Origin of the sequence: Ralstonia sp. R-29 (assembly GCF_049913345.1) — a bacterium.
Taxonomy (GTDB): Bacteria; Pseudomonadota; Gammaproteobacteria; order Burkholderiales; family Burkholderiaceae; genus Ralstonia.
The window spans coordinates 1,814,971-1,835,514 of the sequence record NZ_CP184377.1; the positions used below are offsets into that span (position 1 = coordinate 1,814,971).

Here is a 20,544-nt window from a genome sequence, read left to right on the forward strand (position 1 = left end):
CCTCGGCAGGGCGTGGTGCTTACGCCGCCAGCGCCTCCCGCACCGATTGCGTCACCACCGTAGACGCCACCGCCTCCGCCACCGTCTCGCGGGACAGATGCGGCGCGAACATCCCGATGAAGTCGTGCGCATAGCCGCGCAGATATGCCCCTCGGCGCACCGCCACACGCGTGGTATTCGGCTCGAACAGGTGATCCGCGCCGATGCACACGAGGTTGTCGTCCTTGCGCCCGTCATACGCCATCGAGGCGATGATGCCCACGCCCACATCCAGCGCCACGTAGGTCTTGATCACGTCGGCATCCATGGCGGTCAGCACGATCTCGGGGTGCAGGCCAGCGCTGGCAAACGCCGCGTCGATGTTGCGGCGGCCCGTGAAGCCGGCGTCGTAGGTAATGAGCGGATACTGCGCCACGTCTTCCAGCGTGGGCAGCGGGTTCTTGGTCAGCGGATGATCGGGACTGACCACCAGCACGTGTCGCCAGCGGTAAGCCTCGAATGAGGTCAGTCCCGGTTCGTTGGCCACAGCTTCGGTAGCGATGCCGATATCGGCCTGCCCCGTCAGCAGCAATTCGACGATGTGCGATGGCGAGGCCTCCTGCAGTGCCAGCGTGACGTGCGGGTACTCCTTGCGGAACGACTGCACGACTTTCGGCAGCGCATAACGTGCCTGCGTGTGCGTGGTCGCCACCGTCAGGCGGCCAGACTGGCGACCGGAGAATTCCTCGCCGGCCTGACGCAGGTTCTCGGCTTCGAGCAGCAGGCGCTCGACAATGCGGACGATCTCGCGGCCCGGCTCGGTCAGACCGGTCAGGCGCTTGCCGTAGCGCTCGAAAATCTCCACACCCAACTCATCCTCCAGCTCACGGATCTGCCGCGACACACCGGGCTGCGACGTGTACAGCGCGTTGGCGACTTCGGTCAGGTTGAACTGGCGGCGCACCGCCTCGCGGATGGAACGCAGTTGCTGGAAATTCATGGCTCGTGTCCTCTCGTATTGGTTGTCGTCTGAGCGTGAGGTTATGCGGTGGCCTGCGCGGCGGCAGATGGCTTGTTCTGCGCGAACACGCGAATGGCACGCGGACGCACCACCAGCGTTTCGCCTTCACGGAAGCGCTCGGCACGGAAGCGCTCGATGGGCAGGGAGACTTCGATGATGTCGTCGGTGTCTTCGCGCTCCAACTCGAGCTGCGCGATGGCACCCAGCGTCAGCGCGCGACGCAGCGTCACTGGAATGCCTTCGGCGCCAGGTGCATAGCGTTCCAGATCAATCTCGTGCGGGCGTACAAACGCGACGGCTTGGTCTGCGCGCGATGAATCCACACCGCCCGACGGCACGCTAATCGACGAATCGCCCACATGCAGCACGCTGCCGCCCTCGCCTTCTTCCAGGCGGCCGTGGAACAGGTTCACGTTGCCGAGGAAGCCGTAGACGAACGGCGTGGCGGGCGTGTTGTAGACCGCATCCGGGCTGCCGACCTGCTCCACTTGCCCGCGATTCATGAGCACCACGTTGTCGGCCACTTCCAGCGCTTCTTCCTGATCGTGCGTGACGAACAGGCTGGTGACATGCAGATCGTCGTGCAGGCGACGCAGCCAGCGGCGCAGCTCCTTGCGCACCTTGGCATCGAGCGCGCCGAACGGCTCGTCGAGCAGCAGCACGCGCGGCTCCACTGCCAGCGCGCGCGCCAGCGCAATACGCTGACGCTGTCCGCCAGACAGTTGCGGCGGGTAACGATCGGCGAGCCAATCAAGCTGCACGAGTTCCAGCAGCTCCTTCACCTTGGCGCGGATCTGCGTTTCGCTCGGGCGCTGCGCACGCGGTTTCACGCGCAGGCCGAAGGCCACGTTCTCGAACACCGTCATGTGCTTAAACAACGCGTAGTGCTGGAAGACGAAGCCGACCTGGCGCTCGCGCACGTGCTGGTCCGATGCATCCTCGCCATTCAGGTGGATGCTGCCCGAATCCGCATGCTCCAGCCCCGCGATGATGCGCAGCAGCGTGGTCTTGCCGCAGCCGGACGGGCCCAGCAGCGCGGTCAGTTCGCCCTGCTTGAAGTCGAGCGAGACATCGTTGAGAGCAACGAAATTACCGAAGCGCTTGGTGATGTGTTGAACCTGAATGCTCATGCTGCGCTCCCTTCGAGCGGAGATTGCACGGAGATGTGCGAGTTCGAAATCGATGTGGGTTGCTGTGCAACGCGTGCGCCCGGGCCTTCACCCACACCTGCATCTGCATCGGCTAGCTCGCGGCGGCTGCGCCATTCGACCAGCGTCTTGAGCGCCAACGTCACCAGCGCCAGCAGCGTCAGCAACGAGGCCACGGCAAACGCGGCCGCGAAGTTGTATTCGTTGTAGAGGATCTCGACGTGCAGCGGCATCGTGTTGGTCAGCCCGCGAATGTGGCCAGACACCACCGACACCGCGCCAAACTCGCCCATCGCCCGCGCATTGCACAGAATCACGCCATACAGCAGGCCCCACTTGATGTTGGGCAGCGTCACGCGGAAGAACGTCTGCCAGCCCGACGCGCCGAGCACGATGGCGGCCTCTTCCTCTTCGCTGCCCTGCGCCTGCATCAGCGGAATCAACTCGCGCGCGACGAACGGGAACGTGACAAACACCGTCGCCAGCACAATGCCCGGCACCGCAAAGATGACCTTGAAATCGTGGTCCGACAAATAGGGCCCGAACCACCCTTGCGCGCCGAACAACAACACATAGATCAAGCCTGCAATCACCGGCGACACCGAGAACGGCAAATCGATCAACGTAAGCAGCAGGTTCTTGCCGCGAAACTCGAATTTGGCGATGGCCCACGCTGCCGCCACACCAAACACCACGTTCAGCGGCACGGCAATCGCCGCGACGGTCAGCGTCAGGTAGATGGCGGAGAGCGCATCGGGCTCGATCAACGCTTCGAGATACACGTCGATGCCTTTCTTGAACGCCTCGTAGAACACGCTCGCCAGTGGCACGAACAGGAACAGCGCGAGGAAGACGAACGAGATCAGGATCAGCGTTGCGCGCACCCACGCGGATTCGGCAGTCGCACCCCTTCGTGCGGACGGCCCCGCAGCGGGCGCCTGACCAAGTTGACGAGAAACGGTACCGGCCATGTCAGGCTCCTGCTGCCGCACTGGCGGTCAAGGTTTCGGGGGCGCGCTCGATGGTGTCATTGCGATTGCCACGGCGGCGCGTCCAGGCTTGCAGCAGGTTGATCACCAGCAGCAGCGTGAACGAAATACCCAGCATGACGACAGCGATGGCCGTGGCGCCTGCGTAGTCGAACTGCTCAAGCTTGGAATAGATCATCAGCGGCGTGATCTCGGAGACCATCGGCATGTTGCCGGCGATGAAGATGACCGAACCGTATTCGCCGGTGGCGCGTGCGAAGGCCAGCGCAAAACCGGTCAGCAGCGCGGGCAGCAAGGTCGGCAGGATCACGCGAATGAACGTCTGCCAGCGCGTAGCACCGAGGCTCGCGGCCGCTTCTTCGAGTTCGGTTTCCAGATCTTCGAGCACCGGCTGCACGGTCCGCACCACAAACGGCAGGCCGATAAACGTGAGCGCCACCACGATGCCCAGCGGCGTGAACGCCACCTTCAGCCCCAGCGGCTCCAGGCGCGAGCCGATCCAGCCGTTCGGCGCATACAGCGCGGTGAGCGCGATGCCGGCCACTGCGGTCGGCAGCGCAAACGGCAGATCCACGAGCGCATCAATCAGGCGCTTGCCCGGAAAGCGATAGCGCACCAGCACCCAAGCGACGATCAGGCCGAAGATGAGGTTGATCACTGCCGCAATCAGGGAGGCGCCAAAGGTCAGCTTGTACGACGCGACCACGCGCGGCGCGGTGACCGTCGTCCAGAACGCATCCCATGTCATGGTGAACGTCTTGAGCACGGTCGCCGACAGCGGGATCAGGACGATCAGCGCCAGGTACAGCAGCGAAAAGCCCAACGCCAGCCCGAAACCCGGGAGCACGTTGGCAGGCTTACGCCGCTTAGAGGGGGACAACGCAGAGGACAGGCTCATCAGCGCAACCGAAAAGAAAAGGCCCCAGAGCAACTGCGCACTGCGGCCGATATGCAGATGAACCTATTGTGGCGAACCGTTCTTATGACGAAAACGAATATTTACGCATGTGCATCATCGTTTTAGATATAAGGGGTGCTCGGTAAGACATCCCACTGGGCTTGCCAGTCGGCGCCGTCGCGCGTGGTGTCTTGTGCACTTGCACGGGTCACCACGCGCTCGAGCAGCGCCAGGCCAGCATCCCAGTCACCCAGGTTGGAATCGGCGTTGATGTGGCCGGCCTCGCCCGCGTCGACAAATTCCACGCCCCAGCGGGCAGCCCATTCGATCGCGTTGGGCTGGGGCATCCAGGGGTCGTTGCGGCTGGCGGCAAGCACCGCCGGGAATGGCAAGGCGCGCTGTGGCAGCGCATCGCGCACGCCGAACTTGTCCGGGTCCGCCGGGGCGATCAGCAACACGCCGGCCACAGCCTCCCGCGCCTGGGTCGCCCAGTGCAACGACGCCAGGCAGCCAAAGCTATGCGCAACCAGGATCACACGGCGCTTTTGACGCCCCTGAGGGCGGGCGCCCAGCGCATCGCGCACGGTCTCGCCCACCCGGGCAGACCAGCGCGGCAGGTCGGGCGTGGACCAATCGCTCTGTTCGACGCGGCGCCAGTCCGGAAAACGCGCTTCCCAGCGTGTCTGCCAGTGCTCGGGGCCGCTTCCGTACAAACCGGGAACGGTCACGATGGCTACGTCGGCCGGCCAGTGCCAATCGGTCGGTGCCGATGAAGTTGCGAGTGCGCTGCGTGCCATGGCGTCGTGCTCACTCCGTCAGAAAAAGGCTGGCGCACTGCTGCTGTTGCACCACGGGTGCCTGCGCCATCGGTACCACCAGCGGCGTGGGCGCGGCTTCCGCATCGGCCTCGGGTTCGGCACCCGGCAGGATGGTGCCTTGTACGTAGGCAATCCCCGCGGCACGGGCCAGTTCGAGATCGCCCGGCCGTTCGCAGCGGCGCAGCGCGAGCGTCACACCCAACTCTCGCGCAGATTCGGCCAGCGACACCACGTGCCGCGTCACCCAATCACGCCGCGCATCGAGCTTCAGATACGCCGGCTTGGCGTGCACGAGCAACGCGCCCGCTTCGGCCGGGTCGGATGCCTGCACCGCCACGGCAAACCCGTTTCGCCGATAGTTGTCCACCACGAACAGCAGCAGCCCCAGGTCATCATTGGCCGTGGACGGCACCTGGATGACGAACTGCTCGGGCGACAGCCCCAGCGCCGTAACCGCGCGCTGAAATGCCTTGCCATGGTCAGCCGCCACTGCCGCCAGCAGGCGACCGTGCACATTCAAGACCAGCCGCTTGGCATCCGTGCGGACAAAGTAGTTGAGCGTATGCATCAACCGGCACAGGCGATCGAGTTCCACCAGCGTGCTGTCGTCCGACGCCAGCGAAAACACCTTCCACGGGTTCAGGCCCAGATCGCCGTCGCGCGTCCAGGTGCGCATCAGCGCTTCGTGGCCGGCAGGGGCAAGCGTGCCGTCAGCGGCAAGCTGCCACACCGGTTCAAACAGGCTGGTGAGCGAGCTATGGAAGAACTGGCCCTGCACGCGGCCACGGGCGTCACGCCACAGTTGACGATCTGGCGTGGGCGCGCTCGGCAGCGTGCCGAGAAATTGTGCGAGTGCGGTGGTATGCATCAGGCTCATGGGTGAGGCTCCTGGATGTTCCTACGAGGTCGCCGTCTCCTCCCCGTCCTCACAGTTTGGCGATCGACACTTCTGTCGCCTTCACCAGCGCCACCACTTCACTGCCGATCTTCAGGCCCAGGCTATCGACCGAGCGCGTGGTGATGACCGAGGTGACGATGCCAGCCGGGGTCTCCACGTCGATCTCCGAGAGCACATCGCCCCGGATGATCTCTTTGATCTGCCCGCGAAATTGGTTGCGTACGTTAATCGCTTGGATGCTCATGATGTTCCTTCTTAGATGACAACGACACAACGTGCCAATGAATGTTTTCAGGAGAAAGGTTTGCTGCGTCTTACACCGCCCAGCGCACGGCCGTCGCCGGCACGTCCAGGGGTGATGCCCACGCCGTGTGCGAGCGCACATCGGTCACTTCATTGGCCACCTCACTCGGATCGACCTTGCGCTGCATCACGCGGTTGAGGATGGCTTCTTCCAGCCGCGCAAACGCCGGTGAACCCCGGTGGCGCGGACGCGGCAGATCGATGCGTTCATCCAGCGCAATGCGGCCGTCTTCGATCAGTACCACGCGGTCGGCCAGCGCCACCGCCTCGGCCACATCGTGCGTGACCAGCACTGCAGTAAAGCCCAGGCGCTGCCATAGACCTTCGATCAGGTTCTGCATGTCGATGCGGGTGAGCGCATCGAGCGCGCCCAACGGCTCGTCGAGCAGCAGCAAGCGTGGGCGATGCACCAACGCGCGGGCGAGTGCAACACGCTGGCGCTGTCCGCCCGACAGGCGCGCCGGCCACTCCCCTGCCCGCTCGGCCAGGCCCACTTGCGCAAGCACTTCGGCGGCCTGTGCACGCTGCGTCTTTGGAAGGCCGAGCGCGACGTTGTCGAGCACCTTTTTCCACGGCAGCAGGCGTGCGTCCTGGAACATCACGCGCGCATCGTCATGCAGGCCATCTTCGGCGTCGCCATCGCGGCGCAGGTGACCGTCATCGACGCCTTCCAGCCCGGCAATCAACCGCAGCAGCGTGCTCTTGCCGCAGCCGCTGCGCCCGACGATGACCACAAACTCGCCCGGCGTAATGTCGAGATCGATGCCGTGCAGCACTTCACGATCGCCATAGCGTTTGACGACCCGTTCGATATGCAAGGCCGTGCCGGCCAGCGCGGCGTGTTCGGTAGCGTTGCTTTGCATCATGTTCTCCTCAGGCAGCGGCTTGATAGCCGGGGTGCCAGCGCAGCCAGAAGCGCTCCAGGGCACGCGACAGCAAGTCGGCCAGCTTGCCCAGCAGCGCGTACAGCAGGATGCCGAGCAGCACCACATCGGTCTGCAGGAACTCGCGCGCGTTCATCGTCATGTAGCCGATGCCGGCTTGTGCGGAGACTGTCTCGGCGACGATCAACGTCACCCACATCAGCCCGAGCGAAAAGCGCACGCCCACGAGAATCTGCGGCAGCGCGCCAGGCAGGATCACCTCGCGATACAGTTGCGCACGCGACAGGCCATAGCTGCGCGCCATCTCCACCAGCGCCGGGTCCACCGAGCGGATACCGTGATACGTGTTCAGGTAGATCGGAAAGAACACGCCCAGCGACACCAGAAACAACTTGGCCGATTCATCAATGCCGAACCACAGGATGACCAGCGGAATCAGTGCCAACACGGGGATGTTGCGGACCATCTGCAAGGTCGTGTCGAGCAGCGTTTCTGCCGTGCGGAAGGTGCCGGTCAGCAGCCCCAGCGCCAACCCCAGCGAGCCGCCAATCGCAAAGCCCACCAGTGCGCGCCACGTACTCACCGCCACGTGCGTCCACAACTCGCCGGAACGCGCCAGGGCGATGGCGGATTTCGCCACGTCCAGCGGCGCCGGCAAGATGCGATTCGACAGCCAGCCCCACTGGGCCGATGCCTGCCAGAGCACCAGTAACACCAGCGGCACGATCCACGGCGTCAACCGCTGACGTGCGCTGCGCAGAAAGGTGCTGGCTGCGGATTTCGATTCGGAGGCCATAGTGCGCTCCTTCAGCTTGCGGCCACTTTGGGCACGATGCCCGTGGCAATCACCTCGCCAAACGGACCATTCAGCACGTTGCCCGGCAGCTTGTCACGCACTGAGCGCGGCAGCAGCGGGAACACCAGCTCGGCAAAGCGGTATGCCTCTTCCAGGTGCGGATAGCCCGAAAAGATGAACGTATCGATGCCCAGATCGGCGTATTCCTTCATGCGCGCCGCCACGGTTTCGGGGTCGCCCACCAGCGCCGTGCCGGCACCGCCGCGCACCAGGCCCACGCCTGCCCACAGGTTCGGGCTGATCTCCAGATCGGCGCGGCTACGCTTGGCGCCACCCGCATGCAACGCGGCCATGCGCTGCTGGCCAGCCGAATCCATCTTGCGGAAGGCCTCCTGCGCTCGGGCGACGGTGTCGTCATCCAGCTTGCTGATGAGCTGGTCGGCAGCGGCCCAGGCTTCATCTTCCGTCTCACGCACGATCACATGCAGGCGGATGCCGAAGGTCACCTTGCGGCCATGCTTGGCGGCGCGCTTGCGCACGTCGGCAATCTTTTCGGCCACAGCGGCAGGCGGCTCGCCCCACGTCAGGTACGTCTCGACCTGCTCGGCGGCCAGCTCATGCGCTGCCTCCGACGAGCCACCGAAGTACACCGGCGGATGCGGCTTCTGCACCGGCGGATACAGCACCTTGGCGCCCTTCACGCTGAGGTGCTTGCCGGTGTAGTCCAGCGCCGCGCCTTCATGGCTCGCAGCCAGCGTTTCGCGCCAGATGCGGATGAATTCTTCCGATTGCTCATAGCGCTGCGCGTGATCCAGGAACAGGCCATCGCCCGCCAGCTCGCCCGGGTCGCCGCCCGTGACGAGGTTCACCAACAGACGCCCGTTCGAGAGGCGGTCATACGTGGCCGCCATGCGCGCGGCCAGCGTCGGCGCCATCAGCCCGGGGCGCACCGCCACCAGAAAGCGCAGGCGCTTCGTCGCGGGGATCAGGCTGGCGGCCACGATCCACGGGTCTTCGCACGAACGGCCGGTGGGAATGAGCACACCCTCATAGCCGAGCGTATCGGCGGCCACGGCCACCTGCTGCAGATAGGCATGATCGACCTGGCGCGCGCCTTCGGCAGTACCGAGATAGCGACTGTCGCCGTGGGTGGGGATAAACCAGAAGACTTGCATGATGGTTTCCTTGGATTGTGTTGTTCTCAGATCAACTCACGCGCGGGCGATGGCCAATTGCGCCGGTGTCGGATGCCACACGATGTCCAGTGGCTTGACCGCGCGGGGAATCAGCCCCAGGCCGTGGAAGGCATCCGCCACGCGCTGCTGCTCGGCAATCGCCTCAGGCGTGACCGGCCGCACAGGCGATGGCGGCCGCCGCGACAGGAACAGATGCACCGTCGCCAGCGACAGCCCAGAGAAATCCGCAATGCGCTGCGCAGCCTCCTTGCGGTTCTCCTGCACGAGCCGATCCGCGCGCGACAGCTCCGCAAAAATCGCGGCGATGGTGTCGCCGTGCTTCTCGGTAAAGGCCGTCGGCGCGAAGTAGAACGAGTTGTTGGACGACAGCGTGCGGCCCGTCGCGAGCACGCGCGGCTTGATGGCGAGTTCCGTGGCGGCGTAGTACGGGTCCCAGATGCCCCAGGCGTCCACGGCGCCGCGCTCGAAGGCGGCACGCGCGTCGGCGGGGGTCAGGTACACAGGCTGGATGTCGGCAAAGGTCAGGCCGCCCTTTTGCAGGCCGCGCACGATCAGGAAATGCGCGCTCGAGCCCTTCTGCAGCGCCACGCGCTTGCCTTTCAGATCGGCCAGCGTCTTGAGTGACGAATCCTGCTGCACGAGGATGGCCGAGCTGTCCGGCTTGGGCGGCTCCACGCCCACGTAGCGCAAGTCCTTGCCGGCCGCCTGCGCAAACACGGGCGGCGTGTCGCCGGTAATCGCCAGGTCCAGGCTGCCGGCGGACAGCGCCTCCAGTTGCTGCGGCCCGGCCGGAAACTCCAGCCAGCTCACTTTCGTGCCTGGAAAGCGCTGCTCCAGCGCGCGGTTCTCTTTGACGATCACGAGGTTGACGGCGCTTTTCTGAAAACCGATGCGGAGTTGCGCAGGCGGCGTGATCTTCGGCAGGTTGGCCGGGGTGCCAGCAGCGTTCGCCGCATGGGCGACGGAGCCAAGCGCCGCCAGCGATGCACCTGCAGCCGAAGCCGTCAGCAAACGGCGGCGTTGAATATCGATGGTCATGGCGATCAGCGAGCCGCTTGTTGTGTGGTCGGTGGCGTGGTCGGTTGTGCGCTCGGGTTCCACGCCGAATCCGCCACCTTGACCGGGCGCGGAATCAGCTTGAGCGCGTGGAACGTATCGGCAATGCGCTGCTGATCCGCCAGGGCTTCCGCACTCACGGGCTGGATGCCGTAAGCGATGCGCGAGACGGAGCGAGCCACCACCGCCGGTTCCAGGCCGAGTTGCGGGCCAAGGATCGTCGTCACATCCTTCGGGTTGGCGGCGGCCCAGGTGTCGGTCTTCTTCAGCTCGTCCAACACGATGTTGAGCACATCGGGCCGTGCGGTTGCATACCCCTTCGAAGCCAGGAAGTACTGCGAGTTGTTGACCACGCCCGTACCGTCGGCCAGCACGCGCGCGCCAAGTTGATGTTCTGCGGCGGCGAAGAACGGGTCCCAGATCACCCACGCATCGACGGCGCCACGCTCGAAGGCGGCACGCGCATCGGCGGGGGTCAGGTAGACAGGCTGGATGTCGCTGTAGGGCACGTTGGCCTTTTCCAGCAGCTTGACCAGCAGGTAATGCACGTTCGACCCCTTGTTGAAGGCGACGCGCTTGCCCTTCAGGTCGGCCACGCTCTTGAGTGGCGAACCCTTCGGCACGATGATGGCCTCGCCAGCCGGTGCGGGCGGCTGGTTGCCGACGTAGACGAGATGCGCGCCCGCAGCCAGCGCGAAGATCGTCGGCGCTTCACCCGTGGTACCGAAATCGACGGCGCCCACGTTCAGGCCCTCGAGCAACTGCGGGCCGGCAGGAAACTCCGTCCACTTCACCTCGATGCCTTGCGCGGCCAGGCGCTTTTCCAGCGTACCGCGCGCCTTGAGCACGGTCAGCGTGCCGTACTTCTGGTAGCCGATGCGGAGTTGTTTGGCGGCGGTCGGCGGCGGTGCGTCGCTGTTGGCAAACACGGTGGGTGCGCCGAGCGTGGCGAGCACCGTCGCGAGGGTCACGGAAATGCGGGTGAAGGTCCTACGCAGGGGCGAGTGGGTTTTCATGATTCAGTCGATGCGGGAGATAGGGGCGGCACGATCCGCGCGCAGACGCTGCGCGGCATGACAACAACAGGAAACGTGGAGAACCGGGATGCGCTCAGCGCATCAGGCCAGACATCGCATTCGGTCCGCGTCGGGAGCCTGGAACGTGGCGCGCACCGCGCTGCGGCTGGAAACGATCACCTGCGCCACGGCCGGGTGCCGTGCCAACGCCAGGGCCTGGTGCACGCGCTCCACGCCATCATCCAAGCGTTGTTGCAGCGATGGATCGACCACCACGCCATCGTCTTCCACGACGATCTGCGAATCGACCGCAAAGATGCCGGGCAGGATCGACTTGGCCGCCAGCGCCGTCAGCACGGGACGCAGCGCGTAGTCAATCGCCAGCGTATGGGCGAGGCTGCCACCGGTGGCGATCGGCAACACGACCTTGTCGCGCAGCCCCGTCTGCGGCAGCAGATCGAGAAACGTTTTGAGCAGGCCGCTGTAGGCGGCCTTGTAGACCGGCGTGGCCAGGATCACCACGCCTGCCGCTTCCACCCGCGCCACCGCATCAGCGATGGCGGGGTCGGACACCTGCGCGCCCAGCAGCGCATCAGCCGGCAGGCTGCGCAAGTCCAGGTGGTCCGCGGTCTCACCGGCGCGCTCGAGCTGCGCACGCACGTGGCCCAGCAAGCGCGCAGACCGCGATTGCGCCGAAGGGCTGCCGGAGATGGTGAGAATGCTCATGATGCGGACACACCTGTGGGTTGCTTGGGCTTACTTGCCCGGTTGATAGAGCTGATCAAATTGGCCGCCGTCGGCAAAGTGCGTCTTCTGCGCCTTCTGCCAGCCGCCGAACGTGTCGTCGATGGTCACGAGCTTCACTTTCGGGAATTCGCTCTCGTGCTTCTTGGCCACAGCCGGGTCGGTCGGGCGGTAGAAATTCTTCGCGCCGATCTCCTGCCCTTGCGGCGTGTACAGGAACTTGAGATACGCCTCCGCTGCCTTGCGGGTGCCCTTCTTGTCGGCCACCTTGTCAACCACCGCCACTGGCGGCTCGGCCAGGATGGAAATCGACGGCACCACCACGTCAAACTTGTCCTTGCCTTCCACGCGCGCGGCCAGCAGCGCCTCGTCTTCCCACGCGATCAGCACGTCGCCGATACCGCGTTCGGTAAACGTCGTGGTCGCACCACGCGCACCCGAATCGAGCACCGGCACGTTCTTGTAGAGCTTCTGCACGAAATCCTTGGCCGTCGCGTCCGAACCGCCCGGTTGCTTGAGCGCATACGCCCACGCGGCCAGGTAGTTCCAGCGTGCGCCGCCCGACGTCTTCGGGTTAGGCGTGATGACGGCAATGCCCGGCTTGACCAGATCGTTCCAATCCTTGATGCCCTTCGGGTTGCCCTTGCGCACCAGGAACACGATCGTCGACGTGTACGGCGACGCGTTGTGCGGCAGGCGTTTCTGCCAGTCCTTGCCCGTCAGGCCCTTCTCGGCAATGGCGTCGATGTCGTAGCCGAGGGCCAGCGTCACCACATCGGCATCCAGCCCGTCGATCACGGAGCGGGCCTGCTTGCCCGAGCCGCCGTGCGACGCGCGCAGGGTGATGTCCTCACCCGTCTGCGCCTTCCACTGCTTGGCGAATTCGGTGTTGATCTCTTTGTACAGCTCGCGCGTCGGGTCGTACGACACGTTCAGCAGCGTCGTTGCCGCGTGCGCACCTACCGCATGCACCGTGGCCCCCACCACAATGGCAGCCGCAATGGTGCTAAACACAAACTTGCGAATCATCTTGCTGACTCCGTTTCTTATCTTTGATGGATTTGGAATACGAGCAAGACTACCGAGCGGGCCTTGTACGGGGAACGAATGAATTCAGGGAATGTTCATCGGTTTTTGCATATAGAGGCACGCCCGTCATGTCACCGATCTGCAGGCCCCTCGGCGTCCCACTCCCGGCCGTGCAAACCAAACTTAACCGCCTCTTGGCCGTCCTGCGCCATCAGACCGATTGGGTGCGTCTTGGCGAAGACCGTCCTATAGGCACCGCCAAGTTGATAGCATTGCACTTTCACCCGCATCGACAGCCCTGGAGCCTATGAGCCGAAACGCCCTCCTCGTCCTTATCAAGATCGCACTCACCGTTCCGGTGGCATACGCGTTGGCTTACCCATTCTTCAACGCGTCCGCAGCTGGCGGCGTTTTCAAGGAAGTTGAGTTGCTTGGCGTGTTCTGGGGCGCCGTCCTTGTGATCGCTTTTTTCACATTGATCTTTCTGTATTGCCGCGATCTTTTTCGATCCCTTTCCTTGGTACGCCCGAGTGCGCGAACGGCATCCCCGCGAAGTGTTTGGCTCATGTTTCTGCTGCCCTACAACTTCGTTGAGGACTTTTTCATCATCGCTAACGTGGCCAATTCCTTACGGAGAGAGGCGCAACACAATCGTGCGCTTCATCCGTTCCAGCGTTTCGGCATGGTGTCCGGCATGGGCTGGTGCACCGCACAGATCATCTCTTTGCTCCCAAACGACGTGGGCTCGATAGCGGGGGTTTTGGCCTTGCCACTCTGGATTGTTCACTGGCGATTCATCCGGCAGGTGAATCAGGTCTTGAGGGAAGCCAGCCGTGCCGGCATGAAAGCGAACCACGCCCTCGGCGATGCATGAATTCAAACTTGGGCTGCTGCCGGTTAAGTGGACACCGACTTAAGCTTCTCAAGCTTGCTCAAACGGCATCGGACTGACGTAGCCGAGCGTTGAATGAACCGCCCCGGCTTTCGAGGAGGCCGGTTGGTTTAAGTTGAGACCATTGAGATCCGAGCGTGCGGTACATGCCCAGAGACACGCTCTGCACCGAGTTACCGCCCATAGCACGAGCAGCCGAAGTTTCCCTAGCGATGCCACAGCAGGGTCGTTCATGCGCTCAAGGAGGTATGAGGGTGCTGCGCCCATTTGCTCAGAGACCGCCAGCCTGCAGATCGGCTCGCGTATAGGCCGTGCGGTGGCCCGAGAGCGCCACTGCCAATTCAGTGAGCCAGCCCTGCGTGGGGGTGCGCTCGCCGTGCTGAACCCCCATGAGCATGAGCACACACAGCATCACGGCTGCCGCCGCAGGGCTGCACTCTCGCCGCCAGTGCGTCATGCCCAGAAAACCAACACCAACGACCAGCCCTAGCACCACACCCGCCACCACTTCAGCCAGAGAGTGGTAATGCAAATGCACGCGGGAGTAAGCAACGCTCAGCCCGAGCCCCACGCCGGCAACAGCAGCCGCCCACTGCCAACGCAAGGACGCGCCCGGCGCCAGCAGCCAAGCCACGACCGGCAGCACCAGGCACGCAAACATGGCGTGGCCGCTGAACCCAGTGAAATCCATCATGGCACTCCCGATGCCCCACCCCATGAACGCCAGCTTGCTGCATAACACGAAAAAACCCGCTCCACCCACGGCCATCAACCAGATCACGGTCGACCGTAGCCCGGCCCGCTGCCCGATGGCCAACGAAACTGCGAGTGCCGCAGGCACCAGTACAGCGATATCCCCAAGATGGGTGATCGATGTCCACGACACCACGCATCAGCTCCGGGTGCGGCGAGTCTTGGCCTTGAGCAGCATCCAGGCAAACACGGCGTTGGTGCCAAGGTACCGGCGCCACATCCGACGGGGCTCCTGCGCCAGCCGAAATAGCCACTCCAGCCCCGTGCGTTGCATCCACCGTGGCGCGCGCTTGATACGCCCTGCCACCACGTCAAACGTGCCGCCCACGCCCATAACGAAATCCACCCCCAGGCCCGTGCGCCAGCGTTGAATGAACACTTCTTTGCGGGGCGACGTGATCGCCACAAACAGCATGCGGGCGCCAGATTGTCGGATGGTGTCCACCATGGCCGCCTCGTCCTCCCAGAAATAGCCGTGGTGGATGCCGGCAATCTGCAGGGTCGGGTGTTGCCCCCGCAGGCGCACGGCTACGGCATCGGCAACGCCCTCCACGCCACCGAGCAAGTACACCGGATACCCACGGCTGGCTGCCAGCGCGATGAGTTCTTCAAAGAGGTCTACGCCGGCCACGCGCTCGGGCACGCTCTTGCCAAGCCAGCGCGCGCCCCATACCACGCCCATGCCATCCACATTGACGATGTCACACCCGTTGACTGACTCTGCCAGCGCCGCGTTCTTCTGCATGGACACCAGCTTGGCCACGTTGATCACCACATGCTGTGTAAAACGCCGGGCCGAAATACGCGTATCGATCCAGTGCACGGTGTCTTGCATGCCGATGGCGTGAAACTTGGCACCAAACAGATGGCTCGGCGTACCGTAGCGTGCCTCGTTCATGGTTTCCCCTCTTGCGTGATTTCGAGAATGCGCACCGGACCGTAGACCAGCGTGCGGCTGATAACGGCTTCGGGCGCCTTTTGCCAATGGTCCGGGTCGTACAGGCCGATCTTGAGATAGGCCTGGCTCTCAGCCGGATAAGCGTTCGGCCTGCCCGCACCGTCATAGACGACCCGCCCTCCTTTGCGCAGTACGGTGAGGGCCTCTTTGCCAGTGCTGTCGGGCTGATAGTCGAGCCTCCACGTAACCCACTTGCCGCGGTCAGCGTCAGCACAGCAGATTGCAACGCCTGCGCCGTGCTGCGTATGCACACCGCCACGCACGGAAATGGTGTACTGGCTACCGGTGAGCGTGAGCATGACCGGCGGCGGACCGCTGGCTTGGCGTTGGTGAATTTGCGTCATGATTTCCGTGTGCATGCCGTCGAGCGAGTAGTCCGGAGGAATCCACGTCTGCCACGCAATGACGTAGCGCTTGCCCGACGCAAAACGCGCCACGTTGGAAAACACGGCTTCCGCGCGCGGCGCGCCATTGGCAACGCGACTGAAATCGGCATCGCGCCGGATGCGCACATGCAAGCGGTGCGCCGGCATCTGCATGCCGAGAGCGTGTTCCACCCAAACGTCGCTGGGCGCGGCGGCTTGCACACCGAGGCGCACATCAACTCCTGCGCGCCAGTCGGTTTCAAACAGCAGTCGTTCTGCGGCTGCGGCCAGGGGCTTATGGCTCACCAGCATTGCCGCAAACATCAAGCACAGCCGCCGCGGTGTCATCGGCCGATCTCCTGATAGCACGCAATGTATTGCTGCAGAACAACTCGGGAAGAGAAGTATTGGGCGGCACGTTCCCGCCCCGCCATACCCATGCGCTGGGCGGCATTTGCATCGCTCAGCAAATGCTGCACGGCATCGGCAATCGCAACAACATCGCCTACCGGTACCAACCAGCCGGTTTCGCCACGCACCACAACGTCTGGGAACCCGCCAACGTCCGTACCGATGACGGGAAGACCTGCCCACATCGCCTCCAGCGCGGCGATCCCGAACGACTCATGGTGGCTTGGCATGCAGAAAAGCGCAGCGTCCTGATACAGGCGTTGTTTCTCCGGCCCCTCCACCCAGCCCGCCCAGGTCAGCAGGTCGGCAACGCCCAGGTCGTGCGCCCGCCGCATCCAGTGTGTCAGGTTGCCACTACCTGCTACACAAAGCCGGGGCGCGCAGCCGCGTGCACGCAGGATGCCAATGGCTTGCAGCAATTCATCCAGACCTTTCTGCCGCGTCAACCGGCCCGCAAAGAGCACATAGCCCGTCGCGGGCGCAGTGGGCCGCGACGTGTTAAAGCGCTGCTCGAAGGCAGCCGCCGTGTTTGGAATCACGCGAATGGGCTCGCGCACGCTACAGCGCTGGCGCAACGCCTCGGCCATGGGGTGTGACACGGTCACGACCGCGTCGCATGCATCGATACAGCGGAGGACCACGCGGCTCAACCACGCCGGCAAACGCTGCATGTAGTCAGGAAAATCACCGCCGTGAACGTGAAACACGGTGGCCTTGCGCAGCAGACGCGCCAACGTGAACAAACACAGCTTGCGCACCAGTGAGCCCCGGGCGCTGACGTGCAAGTGCACGACCTCCACGCGCAACAAATGGACCAGAAAGCGCGGCACATCCAGCAGCAAGAACAATGGCAACCCCGCCATGGAGCGAAAACCGTGCGTCGGAAAATGCATAACGGCAATACCCGCCTGCGCAAACGCAGGCTGCCATGCACAGACCTCGTCAATGACGGAGGCCACGCCGCCGCGCTGCCCATACCCCGGACCAACATGCAAGACCGTTCGCATGGTCATACCTCGCCCCGCGCACCGCGCCGCAGCGTTTGCCCGAGCAGCGCCAGATACAGCGCAACGCCGCCCGACGCAAGCACGTGGCCGGCCAGATTGGCGAGCAGCAACAGGATGACCAAGACGAGCCGTCCATAGAGGTCATGGCGATGCGTTACTGGGATTGTTCGTGTAAGAAACGGTGCGCACCACGCCACCAGGTAGATCGTCAAGACAGGCAAGCCCAGGACGATGGCCAGGTCGGGAAAATCCATCTCCACCAGATACGATGCGGCGGGATACCCGCCAACCAGCAGCGGCAGCCAGATGGACTGTGCAAGGGTCTGCCACACCTCGAGCAACTTGACGTTGCGCCCAGAGGCCACCATGCCGACCACGCTGTCGGCGTTGCCGGGCTGATAGCGATCCGTGAAATAGGCCAAGGTCACGTCAGCAGCTTCGCGCACGGAAGGCACCAGCCCATAGGCGGAAAACATGACGGCCAGACCGACCAGCAGAATCGCCAGAGCCGGCAAGACCGCCCCATGCCAGCCACGTTGCGCGACTAGGTAGGCCAACGTCATTAAAGCCACGTTGCCGATGGCGGCCTTGGTGCCAACGCACATCGAGGCCAGCACCACCACACCGACGAACGCGGCGCGATACGCGCTCCAGCCACCTCGCAAGACCAAGAGATAAGCGGTGGCGAGCGCGACTGCCATCAGTGCAGACACCTCATTCTGTGCCACGAAGATGCCCTTGTAGCCCGAGCGGATCTGTACGTCAGCCTGATAGCTGCGGAACATGTCGATGGACAGCCCCGCTCCTGCCAGAATGGCTGCCGCGTAGACGGCCAGCGTTACCCCTCCCAGCACGCCAACGACACGAAATTCTCGCGGGTCTAGTGTAGCCATGGCCGCGCCGTAGACGAATACGGAGAACACTTTGACAACGAACACCATCTGCTCGAACAGTGCCCCGGCGGCGTACACAGAATCGGCCCACAACCAGGCCGCCACGACCACGCAGTAAAGCGCGGCGCATGCCAGGCGGAGCCCTTCACGCGAAAGCCGGCCTCGAGACAACAACAGGCCGAACAATGCCACCGTCACTGCCGCGCGCAGCAGCAACGACACGCGCGCCCCAGCCCCTGCCACGCCACCCCCGGCCCATACCGAAAGAAAGTCCGCCACGGGCCCCAGCGATATCCCCACGCACAGTACCCGGTAGATGCTCTGCCGCAGGGCCGCACTGGGCGCGCGCGCGGGCGCGAGAAATGTCGGCGACGCGTGAAACGGGAGCACGACTGTCATCCGACCATCCGCAGGGACAGCACCCACAACCAGCGCACCAATGCACGCCCCACGCGCAACGGTGGCAGCACAACGGCCCGCCATCCGCGCCCTCGTGCCCCGCTCAGCCGTTGCCGCTCTGGCTCAAGCGAGCTGCTGATGCGCTCGTAGTCCTCCCACACGACGTAGGGCCGTATCTCTGCCACCCGCACCGGTGCGGCCATGGCGTGGTATGGCCAATCATCCAGCAGTGCCGTCATGCGATGCGAGCAGGCCTGCACCATGCGCGCAGCAGCAGCCGGGGTAAGCCGGTAGCCGACCGCACCCGAAGTCCACAATTTGAATGGCGCACCGATACTGAAACCGGCGATACGCACTACGTTGCGCAGCGGCTCGTAGAACGCCACAGACCACCGCCGCCGTCGTACGAGCTTCGAGCGCCCGAGCAGGAGGACGTCTGGCAACCGGGCCTCGTCATGATCGTCCAACGCCCGAAGCAGCCGCGCGAAGCCCGGCATGAGCAATGCATCGTCTTCGAGCACGATACCCGGCCGCCCACTGCTGACGATTCGGTTCCACACTGCACGGTGGCTCAGGAAGCAGGCCACCTCGCCATCCGTCAGTCCGCGTCCGTAACGGAGATGGGTTGCTGTCGCGTCATGCACCGCTACGATGTGCTCGGGCGATAGTTGTTGCGCGTCCACGGCATCGCAAAACTGGTAGCGCAGGCCGAACGCCGCCAACTGGCGCGCAATGGTCTCGCGTCTGCCCGCGCGCTCGAGCGACACGATATAGATGTCATGCATGGGCCACTCCCGCTACCGGCGGACGGCGCCAGAGATGTGCGCGCATGGCCGGTGTGTGATGGATCGTCCAGGCGAAGGCCACGAGAATGGCCGCCTCTGCCAGCACAATGGCGGCAGCTGCGCCGGTCGCACCCCAACGAAGGCTCAAGGCGCCCGCCAGCGCCAGGTTCAAAACCCCGGCGGCAAACATGACGCCCGTCCGCAGGCCTGCGCGCTGGAAAGGCAGCAGTACCTGCAAGCCGAGCAAGTACGCTGCATTACCGAACAACGTACCCAGCGTCAGCCATGCAAGGACCGGCGTCACACCGGAAAACTCGCGCCCCAGCACCCAGGGCACCGCCCACCAAGCCAACGTCCAGACGGCAACGACCCCAACCAACGTAACGCCAACCGTGGCAGCCAGCGCCCGACGCGTGAGCGCGGCCGCCTGGTCCGGATGTGCGGCAAACAAGGTGTTGACGCGTGCGTAGCACACAGTATTGATCTGCGCGGGCATCAGATTGGCCACCGTCTTGAGGCGATCTGCCGCTGCATACAACGCGGCGCCCACCGCACCCACCGTCGCCGACAGAATGACGATATTGCTGGCCGCAAACAGACTGACCGATGCCGTGGAGACGAAGACATGCCACCCGCCGCGCCACTGCGCCAGCATGCCCGTCCACGTCACCGCAATTGGCCCCACCAAGCGCTGCCTGCGCACCATCCAAAGCGACAACCCGCCGGTGACAGCCACGCCAGCGGCCTGCACCGATGCAGCAATCCACGCATCGTCAGGCCCGCGAACCAACCAGAACGTCATCGGCAAGGTCAGTAGCTTGCCCACCAGCGTGACGGTGGCAAACAGCTCAAAGCGTTCCAACCCCTGAAAGAGCCATGACACGCAAAGCACGCTGCCCGGCACGCACAGCCAGCACGCCAGCGTGACCGCGGCGGCCGCACGCAAGCCGGGCAACGCAGCCAACCATGCCAGCGCCGACAGCAATGCCATCAGGGAAAGCAGTGCCAGAATTGCCTTTGCCATCAGCGTGTTCCAGAAGAGCGCGGTAACGGCTTCCCGATCCTGACGCATCTGAGCAATCGCACGCGAGGCGCTAAGGTTGAAGCCCCAGTCGGTCCAGATGAGCGCATAGGTCGACACCGCCATACCGATGCCTAGCGCGCCGTAGGCTTCAACGCCCAGCGTGCGCGTCAGATAGGGAAACGTCAGCAGCGGCACCAGATAGGTGCCGGCCTGCCACATCACCATGGCGACAAAGTTGCGGCCCAATGACGGCAACCGCAAACGACCGCGCAGCACACGCAT

The 20,544-nt window shown here is 64.2% G+C and carries 22 protein-coding genes; 1 reads left to right on the forward strand and 21 read right to left on the reverse strand.

The window, feature by feature from the left end; genetic code table 11:
• Positions 1 to 19: 19 nt before the first annotated feature.
• From ACN9M1_RS08485 to ACN9M1_RS08550, 14 genes are all read right to left on the reverse strand, one after another.
• Complete coding sequence (locus tag ACN9M1_RS08485; protein ID WP_426398767.1) at positions 20 to 979, reverse strand: CysB family HTH-type transcriptional regulator; 960 nt, start codon at positions 977 to 979, stop codon at positions 20 to 22.
• A 41-nt stretch (positions 980 to 1,020) separates the two neighbouring features.
• Positions 1,021 to 2,130 carry a sulfate/molybdate ABC transporter ATP-binding protein gene (locus tag ACN9M1_RS08490; RefSeq protein ID WP_426398768.1) on the reverse strand — a complete coding sequence of 370 codons (1,110 nt, stop codon included), beginning with the start codon at positions 2,128 to 2,130 and terminating at the stop codon, positions 1,021 to 1,023.
• Complete coding sequence (gene cysW, locus ACN9M1_RS08495; RefSeq protein WP_426398769.1) at positions 2,127 to 3,119, reverse strand: sulfate ABC transporter permease subunit CysW; 993 nt, start codon at positions 3,117 to 3,119, stop codon at positions 2,127 to 2,129. The genes ACN9M1_RS08490 and cysW overlap by 4 nt, the downstream gene beginning before the upstream one ends.
• A gap of 1 nt (position 3,120) precedes the next feature.
• The gene (gene cysT / locus ACN9M1_RS08500; RefSeq protein WP_426398770.1) at positions 3,121 to 4,035 is read right to left on the reverse strand and encodes a sulfate ABC transporter permease subunit CysT; all 915 of its coding nucleotides are present in this window, start codon (positions 4,033 to 4,035) and stop codon (positions 3,121 to 3,123) included.
• 122 nt (positions 4,036 to 4,157) lie between these two features.
• Positions 4,158 to 4,832, reverse strand: a complete 675-nt coding sequence (locus ACN9M1_RS08505) for an RBBP9/YdeN family alpha/beta hydrolase (RefSeq protein WP_426398771.1) — start codon at positions 4,830 to 4,832, stop codon at positions 4,158 to 4,160.
• Between the two features lie 10 nt (positions 4,833 to 4,842).
• Entirely contained in the window at positions 4,843 to 5,730 is an 888-nt protein-coding gene (locus ACN9M1_RS08510; RefSeq protein ID WP_426398772.1) for an EAL domain-containing protein, read from the reverse strand.
• Between the two features lie 49 nt (positions 5,731 to 5,779).
• Positions 5,780 to 5,995: a TOBE domain-containing protein gene (locus ACN9M1_RS08515; protein WP_004626558.1), complete on the reverse strand. Its 216-nt coding sequence runs from the start codon at positions 5,993 to 5,995 to the stop codon at positions 5,780 to 5,782.
• A gap of 70 nt (positions 5,996 to 6,065) precedes the next feature.
• Positions 6,066 to 6,917: an ATP-binding cassette domain-containing protein gene (locus tag ACN9M1_RS08520; RefSeq protein WP_426398829.1), complete on the reverse strand. Its 852-nt coding sequence runs from the start codon at positions 6,915 to 6,917 to the stop codon at positions 6,066 to 6,068.
• Between the two features lie 10 nt (positions 6,918 to 6,927).
• Positions 6,928 to 7,734 carry an aliphatic sulfonate ABC transporter permease SsuC gene (gene ssuC, locus ACN9M1_RS08525; RefSeq protein ID WP_426398773.1) on the reverse strand — a complete coding sequence of 269 codons (807 nt, stop codon included), beginning with the start codon at positions 7,732 to 7,734 and terminating at the stop codon, positions 6,928 to 6,930.
• Between the two features lie 11 nt (positions 7,735 to 7,745).
• Positions 7,746 to 8,909, reverse strand: coding sequence for an FMNH2-dependent alkanesulfonate monooxygenase (ssuD, locus tag ACN9M1_RS08530; RefSeq protein WP_426398774.1), 1,164 nt, complete (start codon positions 8,907 to 8,909; stop codon positions 7,746 to 7,748).
• 36 nt (positions 8,910 to 8,945) lie between these two features.
• The gene (locus tag ACN9M1_RS08535) at positions 8,946 to 9,968 is read right to left on the reverse strand and encodes a sulfonate ABC transporter substrate-binding protein (protein WP_426398830.1); all 1,023 of its coding nucleotides are present in this window, start codon (positions 9,966 to 9,968) and stop codon (positions 8,946 to 8,948) included.
• Between the two features lie 5 nt (positions 9,969 to 9,973).
• Positions 9,974 to 11,002 (reverse strand): sulfonate ABC transporter substrate-binding protein, encoded by a 1,029-nt coding sequence (locus tag ACN9M1_RS08540; RefSeq protein ID WP_426398775.1) that lies wholly within the window; start codon positions 11,000 to 11,002, stop codon positions 9,974 to 9,976.
• 102 nt (positions 11,003 to 11,104) lie between these two features.
• Entirely contained in the window at positions 11,105 to 11,728 is a 624-nt protein-coding gene (gene ssuE, locus ACN9M1_RS08545) for an NADPH-dependent FMN reductase (protein ID WP_426398776.1), read from the reverse strand.
• Between the two features lie 30 nt (positions 11,729 to 11,758).
• On the reverse strand, positions 11,759 to 12,775 hold the full coding sequence (locus tag ACN9M1_RS08550; protein WP_426398777.1) for a sulfate ABC transporter substrate-binding protein: 1,017 nt from the start codon (positions 12,773 to 12,775) through the stop codon (positions 11,759 to 11,761).
• A 307-nt stretch (positions 12,776 to 13,082) separates the two neighbouring features.
• On the opposite strand from ACN9M1_RS08550, the gene ACN9M1_RS08555 reads away from it, so the two are divergent.
• The gene (locus ACN9M1_RS08555; RefSeq protein ID WP_426393571.1) at positions 13,083 to 13,649 is read left to right on the forward strand and encodes a hypothetical protein; all 567 of its coding nucleotides are present in this window, start codon (positions 13,083 to 13,085) and stop codon (positions 13,647 to 13,649) included.
• Positions 13,650 to 13,938: 289 nt separating this feature from the next.
• Here the strand turns inward: ACN9M1_RS08555 and ACN9M1_RS08560 are convergent, their stop codons facing one another.
• From ACN9M1_RS08560 to ACN9M1_RS08590, 7 genes are all read right to left on the reverse strand, one after another.
• Positions 13,939 to 14,361 carry a phosphatase PAP2 family protein gene (locus ACN9M1_RS08560; RefSeq protein ID WP_426393573.1) on the reverse strand — a complete coding sequence of 141 codons (423 nt, stop codon included), beginning with the start codon at positions 14,359 to 14,361 and terminating at the stop codon, positions 13,939 to 13,941.
• Positions 14,362 to 14,559: 198 nt separating this feature from the next.
• Complete coding sequence (locus tag ACN9M1_RS08565) at positions 14,560 to 15,318, reverse strand: WecB/TagA/CpsF family glycosyltransferase (RefSeq protein WP_426393574.1); 759 nt, start codon at positions 15,316 to 15,318, stop codon at positions 14,560 to 14,562.
• Positions 15,315 to 16,049 carry a heparin lyase I family protein gene (locus ACN9M1_RS08570; RefSeq protein WP_426393576.1) on the reverse strand — a complete coding sequence of 245 codons (735 nt, stop codon included), beginning with the start codon at positions 16,047 to 16,049 and terminating at the stop codon, positions 15,315 to 15,317. The genes ACN9M1_RS08565 and ACN9M1_RS08570 overlap by 4 nt, the downstream gene beginning before the upstream one ends.
• Positions 16,050 to 16,087: 38 nt before the next feature.
• A complete protein-coding gene (locus tag ACN9M1_RS08575; protein WP_426393578.1) occupies positions 16,088 to 17,167 on the reverse strand; it encodes a glycosyltransferase family 4 protein in 1,080 nt (359 codons plus the stop codon).
• The gene (locus tag ACN9M1_RS08580; protein WP_426393580.1) at positions 17,164 to 18,453 is read right to left on the reverse strand and encodes a hypothetical protein; all 1,290 of its coding nucleotides are present in this window, start codon (positions 18,451 to 18,453) and stop codon (positions 17,164 to 17,166) included. Before ACN9M1_RS08580 ends, ACN9M1_RS08575 begins: the two co-directional genes overlap by 4 nt.
• Positions 18,450 to 19,238: a glycosyltransferase family 25 protein gene (locus ACN9M1_RS08585; RefSeq protein ID WP_426393581.1), complete on the reverse strand. Its 789-nt coding sequence runs from the start codon at positions 19,236 to 19,238 to the stop codon at positions 18,450 to 18,452. Before ACN9M1_RS08585 ends, ACN9M1_RS08580 begins: the two co-directional genes overlap by 4 nt.
• Positions 19,231 to 20,544 carry an oligosaccharide flippase family protein gene (locus ACN9M1_RS08590; protein WP_426393583.1) on the reverse strand — a complete coding sequence of 438 codons (1,314 nt, stop codon included), beginning with the start codon at positions 20,542 to 20,544 and terminating at the stop codon, positions 19,231 to 19,233. The genes ACN9M1_RS08585 and ACN9M1_RS08590 overlap by 8 nt, the downstream gene beginning before the upstream one ends.

Excerpts from the sequence above, each read along its gene's own strand:
- ACN9M1_RS08485 (WP_426398767.1), bottom strand. The coding sequence starts at position 979 with ATGAATTTCCAGCAACTGCGTTCCATCCGCGAGGCGGTGCGCCGCCAG.
- ACN9M1_RS08490 (WP_426398768.1), bottom strand. The coding sequence starts at position 2,130 with ATGAGCATTCAGGTTCAACACATCACCAAGCGCTTCGGTAATTTCGTT.
- cysW (WP_426398769.1), bottom strand. The coding sequence starts at position 3,119 with ATGGCCGGTACCGTTTCTCGTCAACTTGGTCAGGCGCCCGCTGCGGGG.
- cysT (WP_426398770.1), bottom strand. The coding sequence starts at position 4,035 with ATGAGCCTGTCCTCTGCGTTGTCCCCCTCTAAGCGGCGTAAGCCTGCC.
- ACN9M1_RS08505 (WP_426398771.1), bottom strand. The coding sequence starts at position 4,832 with ATGGCACGCAGCGCACTCGCAACTTCATCGGCACCGACCGATTGGCAC.
- ACN9M1_RS08510 (WP_426398772.1), bottom strand. The coding sequence starts at position 5,730 with ATGAGCCTGATGCATACCACCGCACTCGCACAATTTCTCGGCACGCTG.
- ACN9M1_RS08515 (WP_004626558.1), bottom strand. The coding sequence starts at position 5,995 with ATGAGCATCCAAGCGATTAACGTACGCAACCAATTTCGCGGGCAGATC.
- ACN9M1_RS08520 (WP_426398829.1), bottom strand. The coding sequence starts at position 6,917 with ATGCAAAGCAACGCTACCGAACACGCCGCGCTGGCCGGCACGGCCTTG.
- ssuC (WP_426398773.1), bottom strand. The coding sequence starts at position 7,734 with ATGGCCTCCGAATCGAAATCCGCAGCCAGCACCTTTCTGCGCAGCGCA.
- ssuD (WP_426398774.1), bottom strand. The coding sequence starts at position 8,909 with ATGCAAGTCTTCTGGTTTATCCCCACCCACGGCGACAGTCGCTATCTC.
- ACN9M1_RS08535 (WP_426398830.1), bottom strand. The coding sequence starts at position 9,968 with ATGACCATCGATATTCAACGCCGCCGTTTGCTGACGGCTTCGGCTGCA.
- ACN9M1_RS08540 (WP_426398775.1), bottom strand. The coding sequence starts at position 11,002 with ATGAAAACCCACTCGCCCCTGCGTAGGACCTTCACCCGCATTTCCGTG.
- ssuE (WP_426398776.1), bottom strand. The coding sequence starts at position 11,728 with ATGAGCATTCTCACCATCTCCGGCAGCCCTTCGGCGCAATCGCGGTCT.
- ACN9M1_RS08550 (WP_426398777.1), bottom strand. The coding sequence starts at position 12,775 with ATGATTCGCAAGTTTGTGTTTAGCACCATTGCGGCTGCCATTGTGGTG.
- ACN9M1_RS08555 (WP_426393571.1), top strand. The coding sequence starts at position 13,083 with ATGAGCCGAAACGCCCTCCTCGTCCTTATCAAGATCGCACTCACCGTT.
- ACN9M1_RS08560 (WP_426393573.1), bottom strand. The coding sequence starts at position 14,361 with ATGATGGATTTCACTGGGTTCAGCGGCCACGCCATGTTTGCGTGCCTG.
- ACN9M1_RS08565 (WP_426393574.1), bottom strand. The coding sequence starts at position 15,318 with ATGAACGAGGCACGCTACGGTACGCCGAGCCATCTGTTTGGTGCCAAG.
- ACN9M1_RS08575 (WP_426393578.1), bottom strand. The coding sequence starts at position 17,167 with ATGACCATGCGAACGGTCTTGCATGTTGGTCCGGGGTATGGGCAGCGC.
- ACN9M1_RS08580 (WP_426393580.1), bottom strand. The coding sequence starts at position 18,453 with ATGACAGTCGTGCTCCCGTTTCACGCGTCGCCGACATTTCTCGCGCCC.
- ACN9M1_RS08585 (WP_426393581.1), bottom strand. The coding sequence starts at position 19,238 with ATGCATGACATCTATATCGTGTCGCTCGAGCGCGCGGGCAGACGCGAG.
- ACN9M1_RS08590 (WP_426393583.1), bottom strand. The coding sequence starts at position 20,544 with ATGCGTGTGCTGCGCGGTCGTTTGCGGTTGCCGTCATTGGGCCGCAAC.